Genomic DNA, 21,519 nt, shown 5'->3' with positions numbered 1-21,519 from the left:
TGACGACGGCGCACCCGCCCTCCGCCTACCGTTTTCCCCGTGACCGAGACGACCCAGACGCAGACGATGCCCTCGCGCGGCGGGGGCAGGCCGAGCAGCCCGGAGTTCCGGGTGGCGATGGACGCGTGGCGCAGGCTGCGACAGGACCTGTTCCACGACGCGTTCGCCTACCGACCGCTGCCGCCCCTGAAGTTGGACGGCCTGCTCACCAGCCGGCTCTCCGGCCACTCACGGGAGTACGCGCGGTGGACCCCGCACGCGATGGTGGTGACGGCCGGTCTGCTGTCGCTGTCCATCTCGGCATCCGCCAGCCAGGGCGGCGGCGAGGTCGCCATCATCCTGTCCGCCCTCCTCGCGCTGTGCCCGGTGCTGCTGACGCTGATCCGGCCCATCGGAGCCTTCTGGATGTCCATGGCCGCCACCGCCGTCACCGGGGCGTTCAGCGACTCGTGGAGCGACTGGCCCTGGGTGGCCGGTAGCTTCGCCTGCCATCTCGTGGTGCTGACGGTGGTGGCGCTGCGCACCCGGCCGCGCACGGCCGCGTGGATGTGGGCCCTGACCGCGGCGTACGGAATGCTCCTCGAAAGCACCATCGGCGGGGGCCACTACTCGTCGAACACAGGGCCGTTCCTGGTCATCTCCGCGATGGCACTGCTGGCCGCTTCCGTCGTGAACATACGCCGGTCGGCCCAGCGGGAGGTGACCGCCCAGCAGACGGTGACCGAGCACGAGCGCTCCCGGCGCACCCTCCTGGAGGAGCGCACCACCATCGCCCGCGAGCTGCACGACGTGGTGGCCCACCACATGTCCGTGGTCGCCATCCAGGCCGAGGCCGCGCCGTACCGCGTGGAGAACCCGCCGCCGGAGCTGGAGCAGGCCTTCGCCACCATCCGGGAGAACGCGGTGGCCGCGCTCACCGAGCTGCGCCGCGTCCTCGGGGTGGTCCGCGCCGAGGACTACGAGGCCCCGGACGCCCCCCAGCCCACCCTCGCCGACCTCGACCACCTGCTCGCCAATGTGCGGGAGGCCGGTCTCACGGTCGACAAGGCGGTCACCGGCGCGGTCCGTGAACTCCCGCAGGGCGTGGAGCTGTCGGCGTACCGCATCGTGCAGGAGGCCCTCAGCAACACCCTGCGGCACGCGCCGGGAGCGTCGGCCCGGGTGGAGATCGGCTATGTCCTGGGCGGCCTCGGGCTGCGCGTGGTCAACGGTCCGTCCCCCGAGGTGACCCTGGTGAAGTCCACCCACGGCACGGGTCACGGCCTCACCGGCATGCGGGAGCGCGTCACCATGCTGAACGGCGAGATGACGACGGGCGAGACGGAGGACGGCGGCTACGAGGTGACGGTGTTCCTGCCGGTGTCCGGTGCGAGCGAGGCCGACGCATGACGATCCGCGTGCTGATCGCCGACGACCAGATGATGGTCCGCGAGGGCTTCTCCGTGCTGCTCGGCGCGATGCCGGACATCGAGGTGGTCGGCGAGGCGGTGAACGGCCGGGACGCGGTCGACCGCGTCCGGGAGCTGTCGCCGGACGTCGTCCTGATGGACATCCGGATGCCCGAGCTGAACGGCATCGAGGCCACCCGGCAGATCGTGGCGTCGGACGGCGGGGCGAAGGTGCTGGTGCTGACGACGTTCGACCTGGACGAGTACGTGTACCAGGCGCTGCGCGCGGGCGCCTCCGGCTTCCTCCTCAAGGACGCCTCCGCCCGCCAACTGGCCGACGGGGTACGGGTGGTGGCCGCCGGGGAGGCCCTCCTCGCGCCGTCCGTCACCAAGCGGCTGATCACGGAGTTCTCCAAGCTGGCCCAGGCCCCCCGCCCCTCGGCGGCCACCCAGCTGGCGTACGGCGAACTCACGGACCGCGAGACGGAGGTCCTGGTCCTGATTGCCCAGGGCCTGTCGAACTTGGAGATCGCGGAGCGTCTGGTGGTCGCCGAGTCCACGATCAAGACCCATGTGAGCCGGGTCCTGGTCAAGCTGGGCCTGCGCGACCGGACGCAGGCGGCGGTCTTCGCCTACGAGGCGAGACTCGTCACGCCGGGTTGAGCGACCCTGGTCGGCAGGACACCCCTGGTCAGAACGGGGGAACCGGGCTAGCGTCGCTCCATGGCAGCTGCTTCCGACCTCGCTTTCGACCCGTGGGACCCCGACTTCCTGGCCGACCCGTACCCGGCGTACGCGGAGCTGCGGGCCGCGGGCCGGGTGCGGTACTTCGAGCCCACGAACCAGTGGCTCGTCCCGCACCACGCGGACGTATCGGCACTGCTGCGGGACCGGCGGCTCGGGCGGACGTACCAGCACCGGTTCACGCACGAGGACTTCGGCCGCACCGCCCCGCCGGCGGAACACGAGCCGTTCCACACCCTGAACGACCACGGGATGCTCGACCTGGAGCCCCCGGACCACACCCGGATCCGGCGGCTGGTCTCGAAGGCGTTCACCCCGCGCACGGTGGAGCAGCTGAACCCGTATGTGCGGCAGCTGGCCGGTGAGCTGGTGGCCGGACTGGTGGAGGCCGGCGGGGGCGACCTGCTGGCGGACGTCGCGGAACCCCTGCCGGTGGCGGTGATCGCCGAGATGCTGGGCATCCCCGAGTCGGACCGGGCGCAGCTGCGGCCCTGGTCGGCCGACATCTGCGGGATGTACGAGCTGAGCCCGTCGGAGGAGACGGCGAAGCGGGCGGTACGGGCGTCGGTGGAGTTCTCGGAGTACCTGCGGGAGCTGATCGCGCACCGCAGGGCGGAGCCGGCCGAGGACCTGATCTCGGGTCTGATCGCCGCGTACGACGAGGGCGACCGGCTCACCGAGCAGGAGATGATCTCGACCTGTGTGCTGCTGCTGAACGCGGGCCACGAGGCAACGGTGAACGCCACGGTGAACGGCTGGTGGGCGTTGTTCCGGAACCCCGGGCAGCTGGCGGCCCTGCGCGCGGACCACTCGCTGGTGCCGGCCGCGGTGGAGGAGCTGATGCGGTACGACACCCCGCTCCAGCTCTTCGAGCGCTGGGTGCTGGACGACATCGAGATCGACGGGACGACGGTCCCCCGGGGCGCGGAGATCGCGATGCTGTTCGGCTCGGCGAACCATGACCCGGCCGTGTTCGCCGACCCGGAGAAGCTGGACCTCACCCGCCGGGAGAACCCGCACATCTCGTTCAGCGCGGGCATCCACTACTGCATCGGCGCGCCGCTCGCCCGTATCGAACTGGCGGCCTCGATGACGGCCCTCCTGGAGCAGGCCCCGACCCTCGCCCTCGCCACCGAGCCGACCCGCAAGCCGAACTTCGTGATCCGGGGCCTGGACGGCCTAGCCGTCGAGGTCTGAGGGCGCCCCGGTGCCGGACTCTGGCCCGGCACGGGCCCCCGACCTCCGTCGTCGAGCCAGCAGGAGCGCGATCAGTAGGCAGACGGCGGCGGGGAGGGCGGCGCCGGCCAGGGCGACGAAGGGGAGTTCGGTGGCGAGGACGGTGTAGTCCATGTCCTCACCCTCGAAGCCACCGCCCAGATGCCGCCGCGTCCGGTCCGACGTCCCCCAGACGAGGGTCGCCGCCACCGCACCCACCGCCGACAACGCACACCCACCACACCCGAAAACACTCTGCCGATCCAACCCCGCCCCCCTCGCCCCACCTGGCCCCGGCCCCGGCTCCGCTCCGGCCCGCTCCGTCGGCCGCCGCCCCGCAAGACGCGTCCCCCTCCGCCACGGTTCTGCCGACGGCGGCACCCGCCACGGCCATGGCACCCCGGCCCCCTCGTCGACGCGGTCCGCCTCTGACACGCAGGCCCGAACCGCCCCGCAGCCTGCCGCAGTCCCGGCCGAGGGCAACAGCCCACCGGCGCGCGCCCTCGCACCACGCGCCGCCCCTGCCCCTCAGCCGCCCACACCGCCGCGCTGCCCGCGCCGCGTGCCACCCCCGCCCCTCAGCCGCTCACATCCCGTCGCCGCAACCCCGCCAGACCCCCCGCGACCAATACCACCGCGAGCCCGGTCAGGGTCAGCACCGGTGTCCAGGCCATCGCGGCGCCCGGCAGCTTCGGGAGGTGGCCGAAGGGGGAGAGGTCGAGGAGGACGTCGGGGGCGTCGAGCGCGGGGCCGATCCAGCCGATGAGGAGGACGGCGCCGGCGAGGACCCAGGCCGCCGGCGCCGCCCGGGGAGTGAGCCCGTGGAGCAGTACGGCGGCGCCGCCGACGACCCAGACCCCGGCGACCTGGACGAGGCAGGCGCCCAGGATCGGACCGGCCTCCTTGCCGTAGCCGAGGGTGAAGCCGAGACCGGCGAGGAGCATGATCCAGACGCTTCCGCCGAAGGCGACGACCAGATGCCCGGCGGCCCAGCGGACCCGGCTCACCCGGTTCGCGAGGAGCGGTTCGGCGCGCCCGGAGGTCTCCTCGCCGTGCAGCCGGAGCACCGCGCCGACGATGTACAGCGCGGCGATCAGCCCGAGCATGCCGATCATCGACGCGAGGAACGCGTTGGTCAGACCGGACTGCCCGCCCATGCGTTCGAAGATCTCGCGGGCCCCCTCGTTGTCGCCGACGAACTCGGCCGTGCCCTCGGTCAGCCCGCCGTAGACGAGGCCGGCGAGGAAGAAGCCGATGCTCCAGCCGAGGACGCTGCCGCGCTGGAGCCGCCAGGCCAGCGCACCGGCGGTACCCAGCCTGCCGTTCGCCGGCCCCGGCCGGGTCGGCAGGAAGCTCATGCCGACGTCGCGGCGCCCGGCGAGCCCGTACGCCACCGCGCCCTGGACCATCACCGCCGCGACAAACAGCAGCAGCACCCACCAGCGCTCATCCGCGAACGAACGCTCGTTTTCCAGCCACCCCAGCGGCGACACCCACGTCAAGAAAGACGAACCTTCGTTCTCGGAAGCGTCGCCCGCCGCCCGCAGCACGAACGCCGCCCCCAGCACACCTGCCGTCAGCCCCCGAGCCAGCCGCGCGCTCTCCGTCAGTTGCGCCACGACCGCCGCCATCGTCGCGAACACCATCCCGACGCCCGCGATCCCCAGCCCGAAGGCCAGTGCCCCCGCCGCGCCCTGCCCGGCCAGCCCGACCGTGACGAGCAGCGCGAGCCCACCGTTGGCGACGGCCGCCGTGAGCAGGGCGGCCGTCAGCGAGGCCCGGCGGCCGACCATGCCCGAGGCGATCAGCTCCTGGCGGCCGCTCTCCTCCTCGTCGCGGGTGTGGCGGATGACGACGAGCAGGCTCATGACGGCGGCGAGGAGACCGGCGTAGACGCCGACGCGCCAGGCGGTCAGGGCGCCGAGGGAGTCGTCGAAGACCGGGCCGACCAGGGCGCGCAGCGAGGAGTTGGTGGCCAACTGGCGCATGAGGTCGGCGCGTTCGGCGGCGGTGCCGTAGAGCGCGTCGAGACTGTTCGGCATGGAGAGGACCATCAGCCCGGTCACCGCGACCCAGACCGGCACCATCACGCGGTCGCGGCGCAGGGCGAACCGCAACAGCGTTCCCGTACCGGCGAGTTGACGCCCGCTGCGGGACCGTGCGGCGGGCGGCCCGGCGAGAGTGGTGTCGGCGCCGCCCATGCTGTCGGCGCCACTCGTACTGTTGGCGGTCGTGGTCATCGCGCGGCCACCTCTTCCGCCCCCTCCGCCTGGTAGTGCCGCAGAAACAGCTCTTCGAGGGTCGGCGGCGTCGAGGTCAGGGACCGTACGCCGGACTCGGTCAGGGAGCGGAGGACGGCGTTGAGTTCGGCGGTGTCGACCTGGAGGCGGACGCGGTTGCCCTGGACGTCGAGGTCGTGGACGCCGGGGAGGTGCGCCAGGCCGTTCGGGGGGCCGGCCAGTTCGGCGGTGACGGTGGTCCGGGTCAGATGGCGCAGGTCGGCGAGCGAGCCGCTCTCGACGGTGACGCCCTTGCGGATGATGCTCACCCGGTCGCACAACTCCTCGACCTCGCTGAGGATGTGGGACGACAGCAGCACCGTACGGCCCCGGTCGCGCTCCTCCCGTACACAGCGCTGGAAGACCTCCTCCATCAGGGGGTCCAGGCCCGAGGTCGGCTCGTCCAGGATGAGGAGGTCGACGTCGGAGGCGAAGGCGGCGACGAGGGCGACCTTCTGGCGGTTGCCCTTGGAGTACGTGCGCCCCTTCTTCGTGGGGTCGAGCTCGAACCGTTCGACGAGGTCGGCCCGACGCCGGGCGTCCAGCCCGCCCCGGAGCCGTCCGTAGAGGTCGATGACCTCGCCGCCGGACAGATTTCGCCACAAGGTCACGTCACCCGGTACGTACGCGATCCTGCGGTGCACCTCCACCGCGTCGGCCCACGGGTCGCGGCCCAGCACCCGCGCGGCGCCCGAGTCGGCGCGCAGCAGGCCGAGCAGGACGCGGATGGCGGTGGACTTTCCGGCACCGTTGGGGCCGAGGAAGCCGTGGACCTCGCCGGTCGCGACGGTCAGGTCGAGGCCGGCCAGGGCGTGGGTGCGCCCGAAGGACTTGTGCAGTCCGGTGACCTCCAGGGCGGGAACGGCGGGATTGGCGGGGTAGGCCTTCGTCATGCTTCAGAACGTACGCTTACTTCAGAAATTTGTGAAGTTAAGGAAACGTATGAATCGCCGGTAGGCTGGGAGTGCTGTCCGACCAGGGGAGATGATCCAGGGATGGTGGAGTCGAAGGCCGAGGTGGACGTGCCGGAGCGGGACCCGGAGTCGGTCTCCCGGTTCGTCGAACACTTCGCGGCGCAGCTCGTCGAGGCCGGGATGCCGCGTATGCCGGCCCGGGTCTTCGCCGCGCTCCTGGCCTCCGACACCGGCGCGCTGACCTCGGTCGAACTGGGCGAACAGCTGCGGATCAGCCCCGCCGCCGTCTCCGGCGCGGTCCGCTACCTCGCCCAGGTGCACCTGGTCTCACGCGAACGCGAGCCCGGTTCGCGCCGCGAGCGCTACCGCGTCCACAGCGAGCAGTGGTACGAGGCCCTCACCAACCGCGAGGCCATCATCAAGCGTTGGGAGGAGGCGTTGCGCGAGGGGGTCGCCAGCCTGGGGGCCGACAGCCCGGCGGGCCGCCGACTCTCCGAGACCCTCGCCTTCTTCGAGTTCATCGAGACCGAGGTCGAGGCGATGATGGACCGCTGGCGCACCCACCGCGACGAACTATTCGGCCGGGACTGACGGACGAGGCCGACGACCGACCGGAGGAGATGTCAGCGCGGACCTGGCCGTTCTCCAGGTACCGGCGCTTGTCGTAGCGGGTGGCCACGGCTCGGTGCCCACCCGGACAGACTGCAGTCACAAGGTCACGCGAACCCTGATCCCTATTCCGTGACGAAGGGTGCGTGTCCGACCGGGACCTCGCTCACCTGAAGGTCCGAGAAGAGCAAGGTCACGTTGTGTGCGTTGGTTTCCATGAGCACCTCGTGAAAGTCGATCCCGAGGGCCTCCGACCAGCGGCGGGCCGCCTCCGACTCGGGAAGGAGTTTGGCTCCCGGGTACAGGGCGTGCCACTTCACGCCCCAGACGTATCCGTCGAGGTCGGCACCGGCTTCGTGGTCGATGAGCCGGTCATCCAAGGAGACCCGCCAGGTCTCCGCCGGCACTGAGGTCTCGCACCGGGCCTCGACGCAATACCGGAAGAGATACCGCAGGTGGGACGGCGCGATGCCAGTACGGGGATCAGCTGCCGCGTAGACGAAGACCTCGTAGTCGCGCATGTAGTTGGTGTATCCGTGGTGCACGACGGCGTGATCGAAGGTCTCGTCCAGCATGTGCTCGAGTACGGCGGTATCCATGCCGCCCTTCTATCTCACTCGGCGAGGTCGACAACGAGATTCACGGGTGTTGGGCGCCGTTGCCTCCGATCACCCGGACAAGTCCTGGCTGTCCGTCCTCTCCGTACGGCTGGCCAGGCGTTCGTAGCGTTGCCGTGCCGCCTGGGGGGTCTGGAGTCCCAGCCCGAAGGCGATCTCGGGCCAGGTCATACCCCTGCCCCGGGCCATCTCCAGCAGGCCGACCTCCAGTTCGTCCATCTCGCCACGGGCGAGGGGGATGAGGGTGAGGGCGGCGGTGATGTCCGCGCGGTCGACCTCCTCCTCCCCGTCGTCGAGGAGCGCGGCGCCGCTGAGCAGGAACGACACCAGCCGGATCGCCTCGTGCGGCCCGAGCACATGCGGATGGGTCTGGCGCCGGCGCTGCCCGTCCGTCGCAGCGTGTCGCTCCGCGATACGGAACAGGGACTCGGGGGCCCGCCGCGCCCGCGCCTCGTCCGCGCTCGGCGGCGTGAAGGGGTCGGGGGTGTCGGTGGGTTGAGGAGTGTTCGACGACGTCGTCATGCAGCCAGCGTCGAGGGTAAACAACTTGTTGTCAACGCTTTATTGTCCCGCGCCATCGGGAGGTGAGGCGACGGGCACCGGACGGCGGGCCGTACGCGCTCAGTCCGTACTGTTCCGCCGCGCCGCTCCCGCCGCCTTCCTCGCCGCGCGGTGCCGCTTGGCCAGCCGCATCGAGTGCAGGCATGACACACCGTCCCTCCGGCACGCGTCCACGCAGGCCACGGCATGGTCCAACCAGTCGCTGAACGTGGCCAGGACGGGGTCGGCGGGCGGGGCGGAGCCCCCTGCTCGGTTCGTCGTTTCGTCGGTCATGCCGTACGCCCCTCACTCAGGTACGCCGTGACATACGCCCGCACGAGGCCTCCCTCGTCTTCTTCGCCCACATATGGACCATCCATGAGTACGTCCCGCACGGGCGCCGCTCTCATCGGCCGCCTTTCCCAGCAGGGTTCGCGCGCCGGGAACGGCAACCACCGGCCATACATGGCCCGATAACGTTCCGCCCGGGCCGCCCACCGCCGCCACCGCCCGCGGTACGGGCTCAGTGCCGCCGCGCTCACCCTTCCCGCCCCGGCAGCACGAAGTACGCCCACACGCACTTGGTGAACGGCCGCGCCTCGTGCCCCCACCGCTCGGAGAGCGCGGCGACGAGTACGAGGCCGCGCCCGCCGTCCCGTTCCACGTCCCCGCTCCGCTGGGTCGGCACCTTGCCCTTGTCCGGGTCCGACACCTCGACCAGCGCTCAAGCGGTACCGACAGGCCGCCAAGCTCGACCAGTTGGCGGCAGCCGAGGTGCTCGGGGTGGATCCGGCCCGCGTCAGCCGCATAGAGAGCGGACTCATCACGGCGCGCATCCTGGAGATCCGCGTGCTGCTGAATGCCTACGGCGAGGAAGATCCGGAAGTACGCAGCAAGCTGGAGGACTTGGCCAAGAGGTCGAAGCACCGGGGTCGGTGGCTCGAACATGCGGCGCACTTGCGCCCGGACTACCTCGACCACATCTCGCTGAAGGACGACGCGACCCACATCCGGGTGTGGGCGCAGGCGCTGGTGCCGGGCTTGTTGCAGACGCCCGCCTACGCGGAGGCCGTCATCACGGCCAGCCCCAGTTACGTCGCGCCGGATCGCGTCGGGCAGATGGTCAAAGTGCGTGAGGCGCGGCAGGCGAAGATCCAGGAGGGTGGAGCGGCGTACACGGCCATCATTTGGGAGCCCGTGGTCATCCACCCCTTGGTGCGCGCCGAAATCCACCGGGAGCAGCTCGAACAGATCCTTGAGGTCGGGCGGCGGAAGAACGTGACCGTTCAGGTCCTTCCCTTGAGTGCGGGAACGCTGGCCGGAGAACCTGCGGGGCACGTCGATCCTCGAAGCGCCCGAGGATCTCGCCGCTTACACCCTTGCCTTCGACCAACTACGATCGGCCGCGTTGACACCGGACGCGAGCGCGCAGCTCATTCGGCGCGCACTGCAGAGAAGCAAGGACGACGCGTCGTGACTCCTGAGCTCATAGGCCCGTTTCGGAAGTCTTCGTACTCCGGACAGCAAGGTGACTGCGTCGAGGTCGGCGCAACAATCACCGGCGGCCGAGTCATCCGCGACAGCAAGAACCCCCGCGGCCCCCTCCTGCATATCTCGCGCACCGGATGGCACGCTTTTATCGGCGCCGTCTCCGGGGCGGCCGTGCCGTGCTGACTAACATGGCCAAGGTCATCCCGTAGGGATACCCCCGTGCCGGAACCCCGGCTCGATTACGGCGAGCCGGGGCTTCCGATACTGGGTATTCCGGGGCGTGCGCTTGCCCTCTCGGCTATCACGAGTGGTGGTCGTTTTCGAAGACGCGGAAGCTGCCGATGATGAGGTTGCCCGCCCGGTCCCCTTCGATCGCGCTGCTGGAGCTGTGCGGGCCGACCGTGGCCACGGGCGCCCCGTTGTCACAGGTGATCCCGTTGAAGAATTCGACGGTCTTGTCGCTGTCGTTGCGGATGTTGAAGGTGTCGGCGCCCGCCTGCGTGGCGCGCACGTTGACCACGGCGATGCAGGACCCCGGCTCGGCGCCGTACACGCGTTCGTTGATCTGGATCTGACCCTCGTCGTCCCGACGGTGGTCGCCGCGACCCTCGCCGCGACCCTCGCCACGGCCTTCGCCCCGACCCTCGACGCGGCCTTCGTTGCCCTTCCGGGGACCGTTGTAGTTGTCCGACGAACCCGCGTCGGCCGGGGCGGTGGCCGCGTTCGAGCCGGCGCTGGTGCCCGTGCCGTTGCCGCCGCGCGGCGCCGGGGCGGCGTCGGTGATGGCCGAGGCGGACTTGGGGGCCGACTCCAGGGCGGAGCTGGCGTAGGTGACACCGGTGGCGGCCGCGACTGCCACGCCGACGGAGGCGGCGATCACTGTGATCTTACGAGTGCGCAATGCACTTCCCCTTCTCTTCGTTCTCGTCGACAGGACCTGCCGACGAGAACGAACGTAATGACGGCCATTTCGGCTGTCATTTCGAGAGAGGTCGAGGTGGGGTCGGAAAAGGGGCTGAACGGCCGCATGAATTGTCGCTCTGACGAGTGACGACCGGCGTGCCTGACGTACCGTCAAAATATGGCAATGAGCTGGTATTTCGAATCCGAGTGCGGCCTACACCCGCGCGCGCTGACATATCGTCACCCTCTTGGAGGCTCCGGGGTGTACCCCGTTCCCTGATTTCGCGTCAGGTCGCCCGGTGGCCCATACCTGACGGCTCCTCAAAAGTGCGTGACCGTGCAGGAAAAGGCGCTGCGCCCTGCCGCGTGAACTTCATCGCCGAAAAGCGATCGCGGCGGCGTGTCGCGTGCTCGTACGGGCCTCGCGGCGCATATCGTCATCGGCCCTCCGGCGAAAGGCGCGACGTCGGCAACACGCGCCCCGCGTGCGCTCGCCGGTACGGGTGGAAACGGGCATATCGGTGTGCGCGGTGGGCAGGTCGCCGTGTCCGCTGTGGCTGGCCCCTGTCGACCGAACGACCGTTTCCGGAAACCCCCTCCCATGCGCCGACCCGGCATCCCCCGTCCCATTCCCGCCACGCCCTTCGCCGCGCTCCTCGTCTGTGGGCTGCTCCTCACGGCAGGTACCGCCTGCTCGACCGCCCCGCCGCCCGCCCCGCCCCGGCTCTCCCCGGACGACGTCATCAGGGCCGCGACCCAGCGGCTGACCGACGACGACCGCTGGTGGGAGAGCGACATCGCCGACGAGGACTCCTCCTGGGTCGGCTACAACGGCGCCGCGAACGACAACGGCGACTCCCACACCTGGGCGATGAGCTGCTGCCCCGCTGACCCGCTGACCCGCTGACCCGCTGACCCGCTGACCCGCTGACCCAGGGGGCGCCCGGCACCCACCGGGCGCCCCCTCCAGATCCTCACCCCGGCAGCGTCAGCCCCCACGCCGCCTCCCGTACCGTCCACGTCCGCGTCCGTACCGGGCCCGCCACCAGGGAATCCGCCCGGTAGCGGAAGTCCGCGCCGGACACGGTCACCCGGTGGCCGGTCGCGTGCAGCGGGCCCGCCTCGGCGCCCACCGACACCGGCCGGATCTCGACGGCGGCGCCGCCGTGGGCGTAAGGCGTGATGGACACGGCCTCCACGGGCTGGTCCAGGTCGATGATGATCACCCCGTCCACCTCCACCCGCAGCCGCGCGGGCCCGGCCCCGCCCCCGGCGGCGACCCGTATGCGCGAGGGCCGCAGCGGACGGGACATCCGGGCGGGTATCGCCGGCCGCGTCGACAACGTACGGGCGAGGGACTGCGGCCAGGCGCGCAGCCAGGAGTGATGGCCGGACGACGGCGACGCACACCCGTCGGCCGATCCGTCCCCGGACCGCGACCCCCGGCCCGACCCCGTGCCGCTGCCCGCCTCCGGTCCCGCCCCCGCATCCGTTCCCGCGCCCGTTCCCGCACCCCCACCAGTTCCCGAGCCCGTTTGCGAGGCTGCCCCCGGGTCCGCCTCCCTGCCGGATCCCGGGTCCCCGTTCCTGCCGGGCTCCGGGCCCCCTGCGCGCGCCCCACCCGCGGTCCGCCCGCCCGTTGTGGCCCCGCCCGCCCCCGGCGGGTCCCGTGGCGGCACGCCCGGCAGGGCCGGGATGCGCAGGGCGCCCAGGACCACGCCGTCGCTGTCGTCGACGAGCAGATCCAGCCGCCGCTCGACACCGTCGAGGGCGGCGCGGGCCGCCGCGACCGCGCCGGTGGGCACACCCAGGGAGTGGGCGAGACCCAGGGCGGAGCCCACGGGAACCAGGGAGAGAGCGCACGCCCCCAGCTCCCGCCGGCGATGCAGATGAGCCACCGCCCGCAGCAGCGCGCGGTCGTCGCCGACCACCACCGGGCGCCGGGAACCGCGCCGGGAGAGCGCCCGCGCGAATTCCTCGGGCCCTTCGGGAAGGCACACCTTCGTGCTCGCCGCACCCGCGCTGAGCACGTCTTTCGCGATCCGTACGGCCTCGCCGTCCGTGCGACGGGCGAGAGGATCGATCACCACGAGGAGCTGGTCGTCAGTCGCCACCTCGGTCCTGCCTCGCTTCCTCGGGTAGCATCTTTGTGCAAGAGCCCCTTGCGCTATTGCGCCAGGGGCTTCGTCTATTCCGGGGCATCCGGGTCCACAGTGTGCGGCCAACGACGGTCGCGGCGCACGCGACGGTAATGAGCCATCGCGTACGCCCCCGACCTTGGACATGCCCCGCCCGGAAGGGGTGTACGCGCGTGCCCGCACTTGTGCTGCTCGGTGCTCAGTGGGGTGACGAAGGCAAGGGAAAGGCGACGGACCTGCTAGGTGGGTCCGTCGACTATGTGGTGCGCTACCAGGGCGGCAACAACGCCGGCCACACGGTAGTCGTGGGTGACCAGAAGTACGCCCTCCACCTGCTCCCTTCCGGGATTCTCTCCCCCGGCTGCACGCCGGTCATCGGCAACGGAGTCGTCGTCGACCCGTCGGTCCTGCTCTCCGAGCTGAGCGGTCTGAACGAGCGCGGCGTCGACACGTCCAAGCTCCTGATCAGCGGCAACGCTCACATCATCACGCCGTACAACGTGACCGTGGACAAGGTCACGGAACGTTTCCTCGGTAAGCGCAAGATCGGTACGACGGGGCGGGGCATCGGCCCGACCTACGCCGACAAGATCAACCGCGTGGGCATCCGGGTCCAGGACCTGTACGACGAGTCGATCCTGACGCAGAAGGTCGAGGCGGCCCTCGACGTCAAGAACCAGCTGCTCACCAAGCTCTACAACCGCCGCGCGATCGCCGTGGACCAGGTCGTCGAGGAGCTGCTGGGCTACGCCGAGAAGCTGGCCCCGTTCGTCGCCGACACGGTGCTGGTCCTGAACCAGGCCCTGGAGGAGGACAAGGTCGTCCTGTTCGAGGGCGGCCAGGGCACGCTCCTCGACATCGACCACGGCACGTATCCCTTCGTGACCTCGTCGAACCCGACCGCCGGTGGCGCCTGCACGGGCGCGGGCGTGGGCCCGACGAAGATCAGCCGGGTCATCGGCATCCTCAAGGCGTACACCACCCGGGTCGGCGCCGGTCCGTTCCCCACCGAGCTGTTCGACGAGGACGGCGAGGCGTTGCGCCGCATCGGCCACGAGCGGGGTGTGACCACCGGCCGCGACCGCCGCTGCGGCTGGTTCGACGCGGTCATCGCCCGCTACGCGACCCGCGTGAACGGCCTGACGGACTTCTTCCTCACCAAGCTCGACGTCCTCACGGGCTGGGAGCAGATCCCGGTCTGCGTCGCCTACGAGATCGACGGCAAGCGTGTCGAGGAACTCCCGTACTCGCAGTCCGACTTCCACCACGCGAAGCCGGTCTACGAGACCCTGCCGGGCTGGTCCGAGGACATCACCTCGGCCAAGTCCTTCTCCGACCTGCCCAAGAACGCCCAGGCGTACGTCAAGGCACTGGAGGAGATGTCCGGCGCCCCGATCTCCGCGATCGGCGTCGGCCCGGGCCGCGACGAGACGATCGAGATCAACTCGTTCATCTAGCCACCCCCGTTCCTCGCACGAGGCGTCCGTACCGGCCGGGCACGCGCAGGCGTGCCCGGCCGGGCCTATTCTGGGAAGTGCGCCAATCGTGCATATGGCGCATATCGGGCGACCGGAGGAAGTGACTGCGATGCGCATGATGCTCAAGGCTCGGCTCGACACCGAGAAGTCCAACGAAGCCATTCGGAACGGCACGCTGGCGAAGCAGATGCAGGCCTCCATGGAGCAGGTGAAGCCGGAGGCCGCGTACTTCACCGCCGACGGCGGGCAGCGCACCTGTTACCTGGTCTTCGACATGCAGGACAGCTCGCAGATGCCCGCCATCGCCGAGCCGTTCTTCCTCGAAATGGGCGCCGAGGTCACGTACACCCCGGTCATGAACGCGGAGGACATGCAGAAGGGCCTCGCGGCACTGGGACACTGAGGCACTGTGAGCGCGAAGGCCCTCAGCTGAACACGATCATCGAACCCTGCGCCAGGCTGCGGGTCGTCGCCGCGTGCAGGCCCAGCCAGACGTGCCGTTCACGGGCGAACGGGCTCGGGTCGTAGGGCGCCGGGACGGCCGGCTCCTCCAACTCCGTGGGCGCGAGCGGTGCCTCGGGCGGCGCCGGTGGGTTCGCCGGGTCGATGCCGATGGCCGGGGCGACAAACTCCAGTTCCCTCAGCAGGCCCTGGGAGGAGCCCAGGGGGCCGCCCCCGGCGAGCAGCTCGTCGCTGGAGAGAGGCTGCGGGAAGTCGACGGGGACATAGGCGCCCGCGTGGTCGTAGTGCCAGACCAGGTGCGACTGCTGGGCCGTGCCCTCGAACATCTCCAGGAGCTGTTCGTAGTCGCCGCCCAGCGCGTCCACCGGCGTCACCGCGAGCCCGCAGACCTGGAGCAGATAGGCGCGGCGCAGGAAATGCAGCGCGTCGTAGTCGAAACCCGCGACGGGGGCGACCTCCCCGGTCAGCCCCGGCATGTACTGGTACACCGGTACCGGTGGCAGCCCGGCCTCGCCCAGCAGCTTGTTGTAGAGCGCGAGTTCCTCGGCGAAGGGGTTGTCGGGCGTGTGGCAGAGCACGTCGACGAGCGGGACCAACCAGAGGTCACAGGCCAAAAGAGAGCTCCTCGGTCATCCGGCACGCACACGCACGGTAGGGATACGTTCGCGTACGGCACACAGTGGTCAGGGAAGCGTAGTCGCTGGACGCGTCTTCAGTCCCCTGCGTGCAGGTCCCATACCCACACTCCGGCCACCCACCTCCCCGGTCGGCCGACGAGCTTGTCCACCGCCTCCCGCAACTGATCGTCGTACGGCTGCGGACGCAGGACCAGCGCGCCCGCGTGCCAGTACGCGAAGTCCCTGCGGGCCTGCGCCTGCCAGTTCTCCCCGATCACCGGGACCTTGCCGCTGTAGCGGACGTCACGCAGCAGGTTGGAGGTGTGGCGGGGGGCGGCGCCGTAGATGCCGACGCGGTCCTCGCCGAAGGGGCCGTTGAAGTAGCCGCCGGGCATCCGGAACCCGAAGTCCGCCGTGGTCTGCCAGCGCAGCGCCTCCGCGTTGCCCGGGTCCGGCAGCGGCACCGGCACCAGGGTCTCGCCGGCCCCGGTGTCGACGTACGACCGCCACGTGCCGTCCGTGATGAACGCCGGGACCTCGGCGCGTTCCACGGACCTCAGCGGCGCCGGGACGATCGGCAGCAGGGCGAGGGTCACCGCCAGGAAGCCGACGTAGCGCGTGCCGAGGGCCGGGGTCGCCGCGAGGCGTGCGCAGGCGATCGCCAGCAGCATGCCCAGCACCGGGGCGCAGATCATCGCCACCCGGCCCTCGATGACCGACTCGAAGAGGGGTTTCTCGGCCAGCAGCGCCCATGGGCCCGGCAGGACGAGATCCGTCTGCGGGAGGCGGATCTCGGGGCCGAGGGAGAGCACGGCCGCGGATAAGGCCGTCCAGGCCAGCGCCTTCACCAGGGGGCGCTCCCACAGCCGTACGACGATGCCGAGGGCCAGCAGGACCAGGGGCCAGCCGTAGAAGGCGTTCTGCTCGGTGATGTTGAGGGAGAGCGCGTCCGCGCGGTCGCGGTCGCCCGCGAGGAGGGAACGTTCGGCGAAGGAGAGGAGCGCGAGCGGGCTGTTGCCGGAGTTCGCGCCGTGCGCGATGTTGCCGTAGCTCTGCGGGCCGAAGAACTGCCAGGAGAGCGGGAAGGTGACGAGGGGAAGGGCCACGAGGAGCGCGACGCCGAGGCCCTTCAGCAGCGGGCGCCAGGAGTCGCGGGCCACGTCCCGGCGGACCAGGCCGTAGGCGCCGGCGAACAGCAGCATGCCCATGGCGGCGAGGAGGAGGGGCTCCTCGCCGAGGAATATCTGGTAGGTGGCCATCAGGCCGAGGACGATCCCGTCCCGCCGGGTCCGCGCGCCCGTGCACAGGCGCAGCGCCCGGTCGACGATCAGCGGGATCATGAACAGGACGACGAAGTTGGGGTGCGCGTTGGCGTGGCTGACCATCGGCGGCGCGAACGCGGCGAGGGCCGCTCCGGCGAAGGCCGCGCCCCGGTGCCGTACGACCCGTTTGACGATCAGCCAGTACCAGGCGGCGGCCGTGGCGGCGAGGCCCAGCGTCATGACCAGGGCGAGCGAGACCGCCGGGCCGAGGAGGAGCGTGACAGGCGCGAAGGGCACCGACAGGCCCAGCATGACCGTGTTGGCCATCAGGTTCACGCCGTCGGGGAAGCCCTGGAAGGTGGTGAAGAGCGGGTTGCGGAAGTGGACCAGGTTGTCGGCCGTCACCGCGAAGAACCACTCCCACTGGTTCTGGTCCTGGAGGGAGTCGGGGAGGTAGCGGCCGTTCGGATCGATCCAGCGGCCGCCGTAGAGGGCCACCGCCATCAGGAGGAAACCCAGGACCGCGAGGACGTCGGCCCGGCGGACGGAACGGGCCCGCAGGACGGCGAGTTCGCCGAGGACCCGGGCGTAGTCGCTGGGGCGGATCTTCGAACCGGGCTGGTGGGACCAGCGGACGGGGACCTCGGCGACGGGCCAGCCGCTGCGGTGGAAGTACCGCAGGATCTCCACGTCGATCCCGAACCCGTCGAGTCGGGACGCGGCGAAGGCCTCGCGGGCACGGTCGCCGTCGAACAGCTTGAAGCCGCACTGGGTGTCGCGGATGCCGGGCACCGCGACGCCGCGTATCAGGAAGTTGCCAGCCCGGCCGAGCGTCTCGCGCATCCGGTGCTGATGGCGCTCGATGCTTGCGCCAGGCGCCTCGCGTGAGCCAATCGCGGCTGTGTGGCCGTCGGAGAGCGCCTTGTCGAGCCGCTCCAACTCGTCGATGGGCGCGGAGAGATCGGCGTCCGTGAGCAGGACCCGGCGGCCGTGCGAGGCGAGGACACCGAGCCGCAGGGCGTGGCCCTTGCCCCGGTTGCGGTCCCCGCCGGAGACCAACTGCACCCGTGCGTCGCGGGCGGTGACGGCGGCCACGACCTCGGCCGTCGCGTCCGTCGACCCGTCGTCGACGACGATGATCTCCCAGCGGGCGGCGGCCTCGGTGGCCGAGAGATGACCGATGATCGCGTCGAGGGTGGGGGCGAGGCGGTCCTGCTCGTTGTAGGCGGGGACGACCACGGAGAGGTCGACGCTCAGCTGCCCGCCGCCCGTCTTCGGGGTGATGCTCATCCGTCCGCCAGTCGTTCCACCAGCCGCAGGGACTGCTCGTCGTAACCGGCGATGATCTCCTGCGCGCTCAGCCCGTCCCGGCGGGTGAGGGCGTCGACGAGATCGGTGTGGTCGGCCCACAGTCGGCCCTTGAGGTCGTCCGTCCCGTGGCTCGCCTGTCGCAGGTACTGGACCGCGCACGCCCAGGACTGCACGCGCAGCCGGTGCAGGAAGTCGGTGAGGTACGGGTTGCCGAACAGGGCGCTCAACTCACGCCAGAAGCGCAGGTCGTAGCCGATGAGGATGTCCACGTCCCCGGCGGTCGCGGCCCGCCGCGCCTCCTCGCCGCGTCGTCTGATCCCGGCGAGCGCGGCGGCCGTACGGGGGTCGACCTCGCGGTCGCCGAGCCGCCGGAACATGCCGGCGGTGACCAGGATGCGGGCCTCGACCATGTTCCGGTAGTCGGCCACCGAGTACGCGTGGACCTCGAAACCCCGGTGCTGCACGGCGTCCAGCAGCCCCTGCGCGGACAGATCCACCAGCGCCTCGCGCACGGGCGTCGCCGAGACGCCGTACTGCTCGGCGATCTCCTTGACCGTGAACTCCTGCCCGGGCTTGAGTCTGCCGGCCAGCACCTCGTCACGGAGCGCGTCCGCGAGCTGCTGCCGCAGGGTGCTGCGGGTCACGGCGCCATTGCCGCCGCCGGTGCCGGGCATCGTGGTCTGGGTCCCCCATCCGCGTACGCGTACGCATCCTGTGCGTGCTCTCCGAGTTCTCTTACGAGCACGTCACCTTACGCGTTCGGGTTCGGCGGAGGAGTTTTCGCCCTTCTGCCCGGCACCGAGGGCTGCCACGGCCTCACACGGTGTGTTCGTCCGCCACGGACAGGGCCGCGTCGAGGGCGGCGAGGCCCTCCTTGGCCTCGGCCTCCGTGATGGTGCACGGGGGCACCACGTGGGTGCGGTTCATGTTGATGAAGGGCCACAGGCCGTTCGCCTTCGCGGCGGCGCCGAAGGCGAGCATGGGGGCGTTGGCCTCGCCGGTCGCGTTGTAGGGGACGAGGGGTTCGCGGGTCTCCTTGTTCCGCACCAGCTCCAGTGCCCAGAACATGCCGGTGCCGCGCACCTCGCCCACCGAGGGGTGCCGCTCGGCCAGTTCGCGCAGCGCCGGGCCGATGAGGGAGGCGCCGAGGGCGGCGGCGTTCGTGACCACGCCCTCCTCCGCCATGACGCCGATCGTCGCCACGGCGGCGGCGCAGGCCAGCGGGTGGCCGGAGTACGTGAGGCCGCCGGGGTAGGGGCGGCGGGCGAAGGTCTCGGCGATCGCGGGGGAGATGGCGACGCCGCCGAGGGGGACGTAGCCGGAGTTCACGCCCTTCGCGAAGGTCATCAGGTCCGGCACGACGTCGAAGAGGTCCGCCGCGAACCAGGTGCCGGTCCGCCCGAAGCCGGCCATGACCTCGTCGAGGACGAACACGATCCCGTACTTGTCGCACAGCTCCCTGACCCCGGCCAGATAGCCCGGCGGCGGGACCATGATCCCGGCCGTGCCCGGGACGGTCTCCAGGATGATCGCGGCGATCGTCGACGGCCCCTCGAAGGTGATCGTCGTCTCCAGGTGCTCCAGCGCGCGGGCGCACTCCTGCTCCTCCGTCTCCGCGTGGAAGCGGGTGCGGTAGAGGAACGGGGCCCAGAAGTGCACCACGCCCGCCGTGCCGGTGTCGGAGGCCCAGCGGCGGGGGTCGCCCGTGAGGTTCACGGCCTGCTGGGTGCCGCCGTGGTACGAGCGGTACGCGGCGAGGACCTTGGGGCGGCCGGTGTGCAGGCGGGCCATGCGGGTGGTGTGCTCGACCGCGTCGGCGCCGCCGTTGGTGAAGAAGATCTTGTCCAGGTCGCCGGGGGTGCGTTCCGCGATGAGGCGGGCGGCCTCGGAGCGGGCCTCGATCGCGAACGCCGGGGCGAAGGTCGTCATCGTGGCGGCCTGCTGCTGGATGGCGGCGACGACCTTGGGGTGCTGGTAGCCGATGTTGGTGTAGACGAGGCCGCTGGTGAAGTCGAGGTAGCGGTTGCCGTCGTAGTCCCAGAAGTAGGACCCCTCCGCGCCGGCGATGGGGAGGGGGTCGATGAGTTCCTGCGCGGACCAGGAGTGGAACACGTGTGCGCGGTCCGTGGCCTTCACCTGGGCGCCGGCCTGGGGGTTGGGGCGAGGGGTCATGGGGTGAGGCTAGGGGCGTTGCGTGGGCGGGGGACATCGGCTTTGTGTCTGTGTGGGGTCGGTTACGCGCGACAGTGTGTCGCCCCGCGTGAGGGCTGCGCCCGGCTTGAACCGTCGGCTGTCCGTCCGGTGGGAACTGCGCGAGAAGCCCCACTCACCCGCAGCCGACACGCAGCCCGTCCCTCACCTCACCTCCCATTGACAGTAAACTGTCGTAATGTCAGGATGCTGTCATGAGTAATCGGAAGCCTGTTCATCTCGCCGTGTACGACACCTACGCCGACTGGGAGACGGGACACACCACCGCGTGGCTCGCCCGGGGTGGGTACGAGGTCCGGACGGTCGCCGCGGGGACCGACGCCGTGCGGACCGTCGCGGGGGTGCGGATCCAGCCGGACGAGGTTCTGGGGCAGCTGCGGCCCGAGGACAGCTCGTTGCTCGTCCTCACCGGCGCCGATCTGTGGGACACGGGCGACGAACTCGCCCCGTTCGCCCGCAAGGCGCGCGAGTTCCTCGCGGCCGGCGTCCCCGTCGCCGCGATCTGCGGCGCGACCGCCGGGCTCGCCCGGGAAGGGCTGCTGGACGACCGCGCCCACACCAGCGCGGCCCCCTTCTACCTGGCGGCCACCGGCTACGAGGGCGCCCAGCGGTACGTGGAGGCGGACGCCGTCACCGACGCGTCCGGGCTCCTCGTCACCGCCGGTCCCACCGAACCCGTCGCCTTCGCCCGCGAGGTCCTCCGCCTCCTCGGCATCTACGAGGGCGAGGTCCTCGACGCCTGGTACCGCCTCTTCCACGACTCCGACGCGGAGGCGTACGCCGTGCTGGAGGCGGCGGGACGGTGAGCCGAGCGCAGCAGGACCTCCTCAGCCGCGCCGCCCTCGGCGTCTTCCGCCTCAACGGCCAGTTCCTCTCCGTCGCCGACGAACTGGCGCGCCCGGCGGGGCTCACGGCCGCCTGGTGGCAGGTGCTCGGCGCGGTGCTGCCCGAGCCGCTGCCCGTCGCCGGGGTCGCCCGGACCATGGGCATCACCCGGCAGAGCGTCCAGCGGGTCGCCGATCTCCTCGTCGACCGGGGGCTCGCCGTGTACGTGCCGAACCCGGCCCACCGTCGCGCCAAGCTCCTCACGCCGACCCCCGCCGGCCGCGCGGCGATCGAGCGGATCGACCCGGGCCACGCGGACCTGGCCGCTCGCCTCGCCCAGGCGCTGGGGGAGGAGGAGTTCGCGGCGACCGTGCGGGCGCTCGAACGGCTGTCGGGCGTCCTGGACGACCTCGCGGCGGCGCCGGACGCTGTTACGGAACCGTAGACACCGCCCCATCCGCCTCCCCGTACGGCCGCACTACGATCGGTCCGTTGCGCACGTACGCGACGTAGAC

23 protein-coding genes are annotated in these 21,519 nt (G+C 71.1%); 10 read left to right on the top strand and 13 right to left on the bottom strand.

Annotation, left to right across the window (positions count from 1 at the left end; translation table 11 throughout):
• Positions 1 to 39 precede the first annotated feature (39 nt).
• Genes PUR53_RS33005 through PUR53_RS32995 form a run of 3 tightly spaced genes read left to right on the top strand, consistent with a single transcriptional unit; the run spans position 40 to position 3,329 of the window.
• Positions 40 to 1,389: a sensor histidine kinase gene (locus PUR53_RS33005; protein ID WP_329910679.1), complete on the top strand. Its 1,350-nt coding sequence runs from the start codon at positions 40 to 42 to the stop codon at positions 1,387 to 1,389.
• Positions 1,386 to 2,051 (top strand): response regulator transcription factor, encoded by a 666-nt coding sequence (locus tag PUR53_RS33000; protein ID WP_329899651.1) that lies wholly within the window; start codon positions 1,386 to 1,388, stop codon positions 2,049 to 2,051. The genes PUR53_RS33005 and PUR53_RS33000 overlap by 4 nt, the downstream gene beginning before the upstream one ends.
• A gap of 60 nt (positions 2,052 to 2,111) precedes the next feature.
• Positions 2,112 to 3,329, top strand: coding sequence for a cytochrome P450 (locus PUR53_RS32995; protein WP_329910677.1), 1,218 nt, complete (start codon positions 2,112 to 2,114; stop codon positions 3,327 to 3,329).
• On the opposite strand, the gene PUR53_RS32990 is transcribed toward PUR53_RS32995, so the two are convergent.
• The 3 genes from PUR53_RS32990 to PUR53_RS32980 form a co-directional block, all read right to left on the bottom strand.
• Positions 3,312 to 3,557: a hypothetical protein gene (locus tag PUR53_RS32990; RefSeq protein WP_329899653.1), complete on the bottom strand. Its 246-nt coding sequence runs from the start codon at positions 3,555 to 3,557 to the stop codon at positions 3,312 to 3,314. The genes PUR53_RS32995 and PUR53_RS32990 overlap by 18 nt on opposite strands.
• 368 nt (positions 3,558 to 3,925) lie before the next feature.
• Complete coding sequence (locus PUR53_RS32985) at positions 3,926 to 5,548, bottom strand: ABC transporter permease (protein ID WP_329899809.1); 1,623 nt, start codon at positions 5,546 to 5,548, stop codon at positions 3,926 to 3,928.
• Between the two features lie 35 nt (positions 5,549 to 5,583).
• Complete coding sequence (locus tag PUR53_RS32980) at positions 5,584 to 6,519, bottom strand: ABC transporter ATP-binding protein (RefSeq protein ID WP_329910675.1); 936 nt, start codon at positions 6,517 to 6,519, stop codon at positions 5,584 to 5,586.
• Positions 6,520 to 6,621: 102 nt separating this feature from the next.
• Between PUR53_RS32980 and PUR53_RS32975 the strand changes: the two genes are divergently transcribed.
• Entirely contained in the window at positions 6,622 to 7,131 is a 510-nt protein-coding gene (locus PUR53_RS32975) for a GbsR/MarR family transcriptional regulator (RefSeq protein ID WP_329899655.1), read from the top strand.
• A 143-nt stretch (positions 7,132 to 7,274) separates the two neighbouring features.
• Here the strand turns inward: PUR53_RS32975 and PUR53_RS32970 are convergent, their stop codons facing one another.
• The 4 genes from PUR53_RS32970 to PUR53_RS32955 form a co-directional block, all read right to left on the bottom strand.
• Positions 7,275 to 7,748, bottom strand: coding sequence for a YxiG-like protein (locus tag PUR53_RS32970; protein ID WP_329899656.1), 474 nt, complete (start codon positions 7,746 to 7,748; stop codon positions 7,275 to 7,277).
• A 69-nt stretch (positions 7,749 to 7,817) separates the two neighbouring features.
• Positions 7,818 to 8,288 (bottom strand): DNA-binding protein, encoded by a 471-nt coding sequence (locus tag PUR53_RS32965; RefSeq protein WP_329910674.1) that lies wholly within the window; start codon positions 8,286 to 8,288, stop codon positions 7,818 to 7,820.
• A gap of 99 nt (positions 8,289 to 8,387) precedes the next feature.
• On the bottom strand, positions 8,388 to 8,600 hold the full coding sequence (locus tag PUR53_RS32960) for a hypothetical protein (protein WP_329899658.1): 213 nt from the start codon (positions 8,598 to 8,600) through the stop codon (positions 8,388 to 8,390).
• Positions 8,601 to 8,844: 244 nt separating this feature from the next.
• The gene (locus tag PUR53_RS32955; RefSeq protein WP_329899659.1) at positions 8,845 to 9,018 is read right to left on the bottom strand and encodes a hypothetical protein; all 174 of its coding nucleotides are present in this window, start codon (positions 9,016 to 9,018) and stop codon (positions 8,845 to 8,847) included.
• A gap of 47 nt (positions 9,019 to 9,065) precedes the next feature.
• On the opposite strand from PUR53_RS32955, the gene PUR53_RS32950 reads away from it, so the two are divergent.
• Positions 9,066 to 9,980: a DUF397 domain-containing protein gene (locus PUR53_RS32950; RefSeq protein ID WP_443080387.1), complete on the top strand. Its 915-nt coding sequence runs from the start codon at positions 9,066 to 9,068 to the stop codon at positions 9,978 to 9,980.
• A 118-nt stretch (positions 9,981 to 10,098) separates the two neighbouring features.
• On the opposite strand, the gene PUR53_RS32940 is transcribed toward PUR53_RS32950, so the two are convergent.
• On the bottom strand, positions 10,099 to 10,698 hold the full coding sequence (locus PUR53_RS32940; RefSeq protein ID WP_329910672.1) for a hypothetical protein: 600 nt from the start codon (positions 10,696 to 10,698) through the stop codon (positions 10,099 to 10,101).
• A gap of 603 nt (positions 10,699 to 11,301) precedes the next feature.
• Between PUR53_RS32940 and PUR53_RS32935 the strand changes: the two genes are divergently transcribed.
• A complete protein-coding gene (locus PUR53_RS32935; protein ID WP_329910670.1) occupies positions 11,302 to 11,607 on the top strand; it encodes a hypothetical protein in 306 nt (101 codons plus the stop codon).
• Positions 11,608 to 11,674: 67 nt separating this feature from the next.
• On the opposite strand, the gene PUR53_RS32930 is transcribed toward PUR53_RS32935, so the two are convergent.
• A complete protein-coding gene (locus PUR53_RS32930) occupies positions 11,675 to 12,814 on the bottom strand; it encodes a diacylglycerol kinase (protein ID WP_329910668.1) in 1,140 nt (379 codons plus the stop codon).
• Positions 12,815 to 13,011: 197 nt separating this feature from the next.
• On the opposite strand from PUR53_RS32930, the gene PUR53_RS32925 reads away from it, so the two are divergent.
• Both PUR53_RS32925 and PUR53_RS32920 read left to right on the top strand, forming a co-directional pair.
• Complete coding sequence (locus PUR53_RS32925) at positions 13,012 to 14,295, top strand: adenylosuccinate synthase (RefSeq protein WP_329899663.1); 1,284 nt, start codon at positions 13,012 to 13,014, stop codon at positions 14,293 to 14,295.
• A 130-nt stretch (positions 14,296 to 14,425) separates the two neighbouring features.
• The gene (locus PUR53_RS32920) at positions 14,426 to 14,719 is read left to right on the top strand and encodes a DUF3303 family protein (protein WP_060883869.1); all 294 of its coding nucleotides are present in this window, start codon (positions 14,426 to 14,428) and stop codon (positions 14,717 to 14,719) included.
• Positions 14,720 to 14,741: 22 nt separating this feature from the next.
• Here the strand turns inward: PUR53_RS32920 and PUR53_RS32915 are convergent, their stop codons facing one another.
• From PUR53_RS32915 to PUR53_RS32900, 4 genes are all read right to left on the bottom strand, one after another.
• Positions 14,742 to 15,392 (bottom strand): hypothetical protein, encoded by a 651-nt coding sequence (locus PUR53_RS32915; RefSeq protein ID WP_239756314.1) that lies wholly within the window; start codon positions 15,390 to 15,392, stop codon positions 14,742 to 14,744.
• 98 nt (positions 15,393 to 15,490) lie between these two features.
• Positions 15,491 to 17,947 (bottom strand): dolichyl-phosphate beta-glucosyltransferase, encoded by a 2,457-nt coding sequence (locus PUR53_RS32910; RefSeq protein WP_329910667.1) that lies wholly within the window; start codon positions 17,945 to 17,947, stop codon positions 15,491 to 15,493.
• Complete coding sequence (locus tag PUR53_RS32905) at positions 17,944 to 18,642, bottom strand: GntR family transcriptional regulator (protein ID WP_239756316.1); 699 nt, start codon at positions 18,640 to 18,642, stop codon at positions 17,944 to 17,946. The genes PUR53_RS32910 and PUR53_RS32905 overlap by 4 nt, the downstream gene beginning before the upstream one ends.
• A 142-nt stretch (positions 18,643 to 18,784) precedes the next feature.
• Positions 18,785 to 20,140, bottom strand: coding sequence for an aspartate aminotransferase family protein (locus PUR53_RS32900; RefSeq protein ID WP_329910666.1), 1,356 nt, complete (start codon positions 20,138 to 20,140; stop codon positions 18,785 to 18,787).
• 233 nt (positions 20,141 to 20,373) lie between these two features.
• Between PUR53_RS32900 and PUR53_RS32895 the strand changes: the two genes are divergently transcribed.
• The gene (locus tag PUR53_RS32895) at positions 20,374 to 20,985 is read left to right on the top strand and encodes a DJ-1/PfpI family protein (protein WP_329910665.1); all 612 of its coding nucleotides are present in this window, start codon (positions 20,374 to 20,376) and stop codon (positions 20,983 to 20,985) included.
• On the top strand, positions 20,982 to 21,449 hold the full coding sequence (locus PUR53_RS32890; RefSeq protein WP_329899667.1) for a MarR family winged helix-turn-helix transcriptional regulator: 468 nt from the start codon (positions 20,982 to 20,984) through the stop codon (positions 21,447 to 21,449). Before PUR53_RS32895 ends, PUR53_RS32890 begins: the two co-directional genes overlap by 4 nt.
• The last annotated feature ends 70 nt before the right edge of the window (positions 21,450 to 21,519 follow it).

It is taken from the genome of Streptomyces sp. SP18BB07 (genome assembly GCF_036322545.1).
Taxonomy (GTDB): Bacteria; Actinomycetota; Actinomycetes; order Streptomycetales; family Streptomycetaceae; genus Streptomyces; species Streptomyces deccanensis.
This window is presented reverse-complemented; position numbering and strand designations above follow the sequence as displayed.

Excerpts from the sequence above, each read along its gene's own strand:
- PUR53_RS32910 (WP_329910667.1), bottom strand. The coding sequence starts at position 17,947 with ATGAGCATCACCCCGAAGACGGGCGGCGGGCAGCTGAGCGTCGACCTC.
- PUR53_RS32920 (WP_060883869.1), top strand. The coding sequence starts at position 14,426 with ATGCGCATGATGCTCAAGGCTCGGCTCGACACCGAGAAGTCCAACGAA.
- PUR53_RS32985 (WP_329899809.1), bottom strand. The coding sequence starts at position 5,548 with ATGGGCGGCGCCGACACCACTCTCGCCGGGCCGCCCGCCGCACGGTCC.
- PUR53_RS32965 (WP_329910674.1), bottom strand. The coding sequence starts at position 8,288 with ATGACGACGTCGTCGAACACTCCTCAACCCACCGACACCCCCGACCCC.
- PUR53_RS32980 (WP_329910675.1), bottom strand. The coding sequence starts at position 6,519 with ATGACGAAGGCCTACCCCGCCAATCCCGCCGTTCCCGCCCTGGAGGTC.
- PUR53_RS32970 (WP_329899656.1), bottom strand. The coding sequence starts at position 7,748 with ATGGATACCGCCGTACTCGAGCACATGCTGGACGAGACCTTCGATCAC.
- PUR53_RS32895 (WP_329910665.1), top strand. The coding sequence starts at position 20,374 with ATGAGTAATCGGAAGCCTGTTCATCTCGCCGTGTACGACACCTACGCC.
- PUR53_RS32905 (WP_239756316.1), bottom strand. The coding sequence starts at position 18,642 with ATGCCCGGCACCGGCGGCGGCAATGGCGCCGTGACCCGCAGCACCCTG.
- PUR53_RS32935 (WP_329910670.1), top strand. The coding sequence starts at position 11,302 with ATGCGCCGACCCGGCATCCCCCGTCCCATTCCCGCCACGCCCTTCGCC.
- PUR53_RS33000 (WP_329899651.1), top strand. The coding sequence starts at position 1,386 with ATGACGATCCGCGTGCTGATCGCCGACGACCAGATGATGGTCCGCGAG.
- PUR53_RS32960 (WP_329899658.1), bottom strand. The coding sequence starts at position 8,600 with ATGACCGACGAAACGACGAACCGAGCAGGGGGCTCCGCCCCGCCCGCC.
- PUR53_RS32900 (WP_329910666.1), bottom strand. The coding sequence starts at position 20,140 with ATGACCCCTCGCCCCAACCCCCAGGCCGGCGCCCAGGTGAAGGCCACG.
- PUR53_RS32995 (WP_329910677.1), top strand. The coding sequence starts at position 2,112 with ATGGCAGCTGCTTCCGACCTCGCTTTCGACCCGTGGGACCCCGACTTC.
- PUR53_RS32975 (WP_329899655.1), top strand. The coding sequence starts at position 6,622 with ATGGTGGAGTCGAAGGCCGAGGTGGACGTGCCGGAGCGGGACCCGGAG.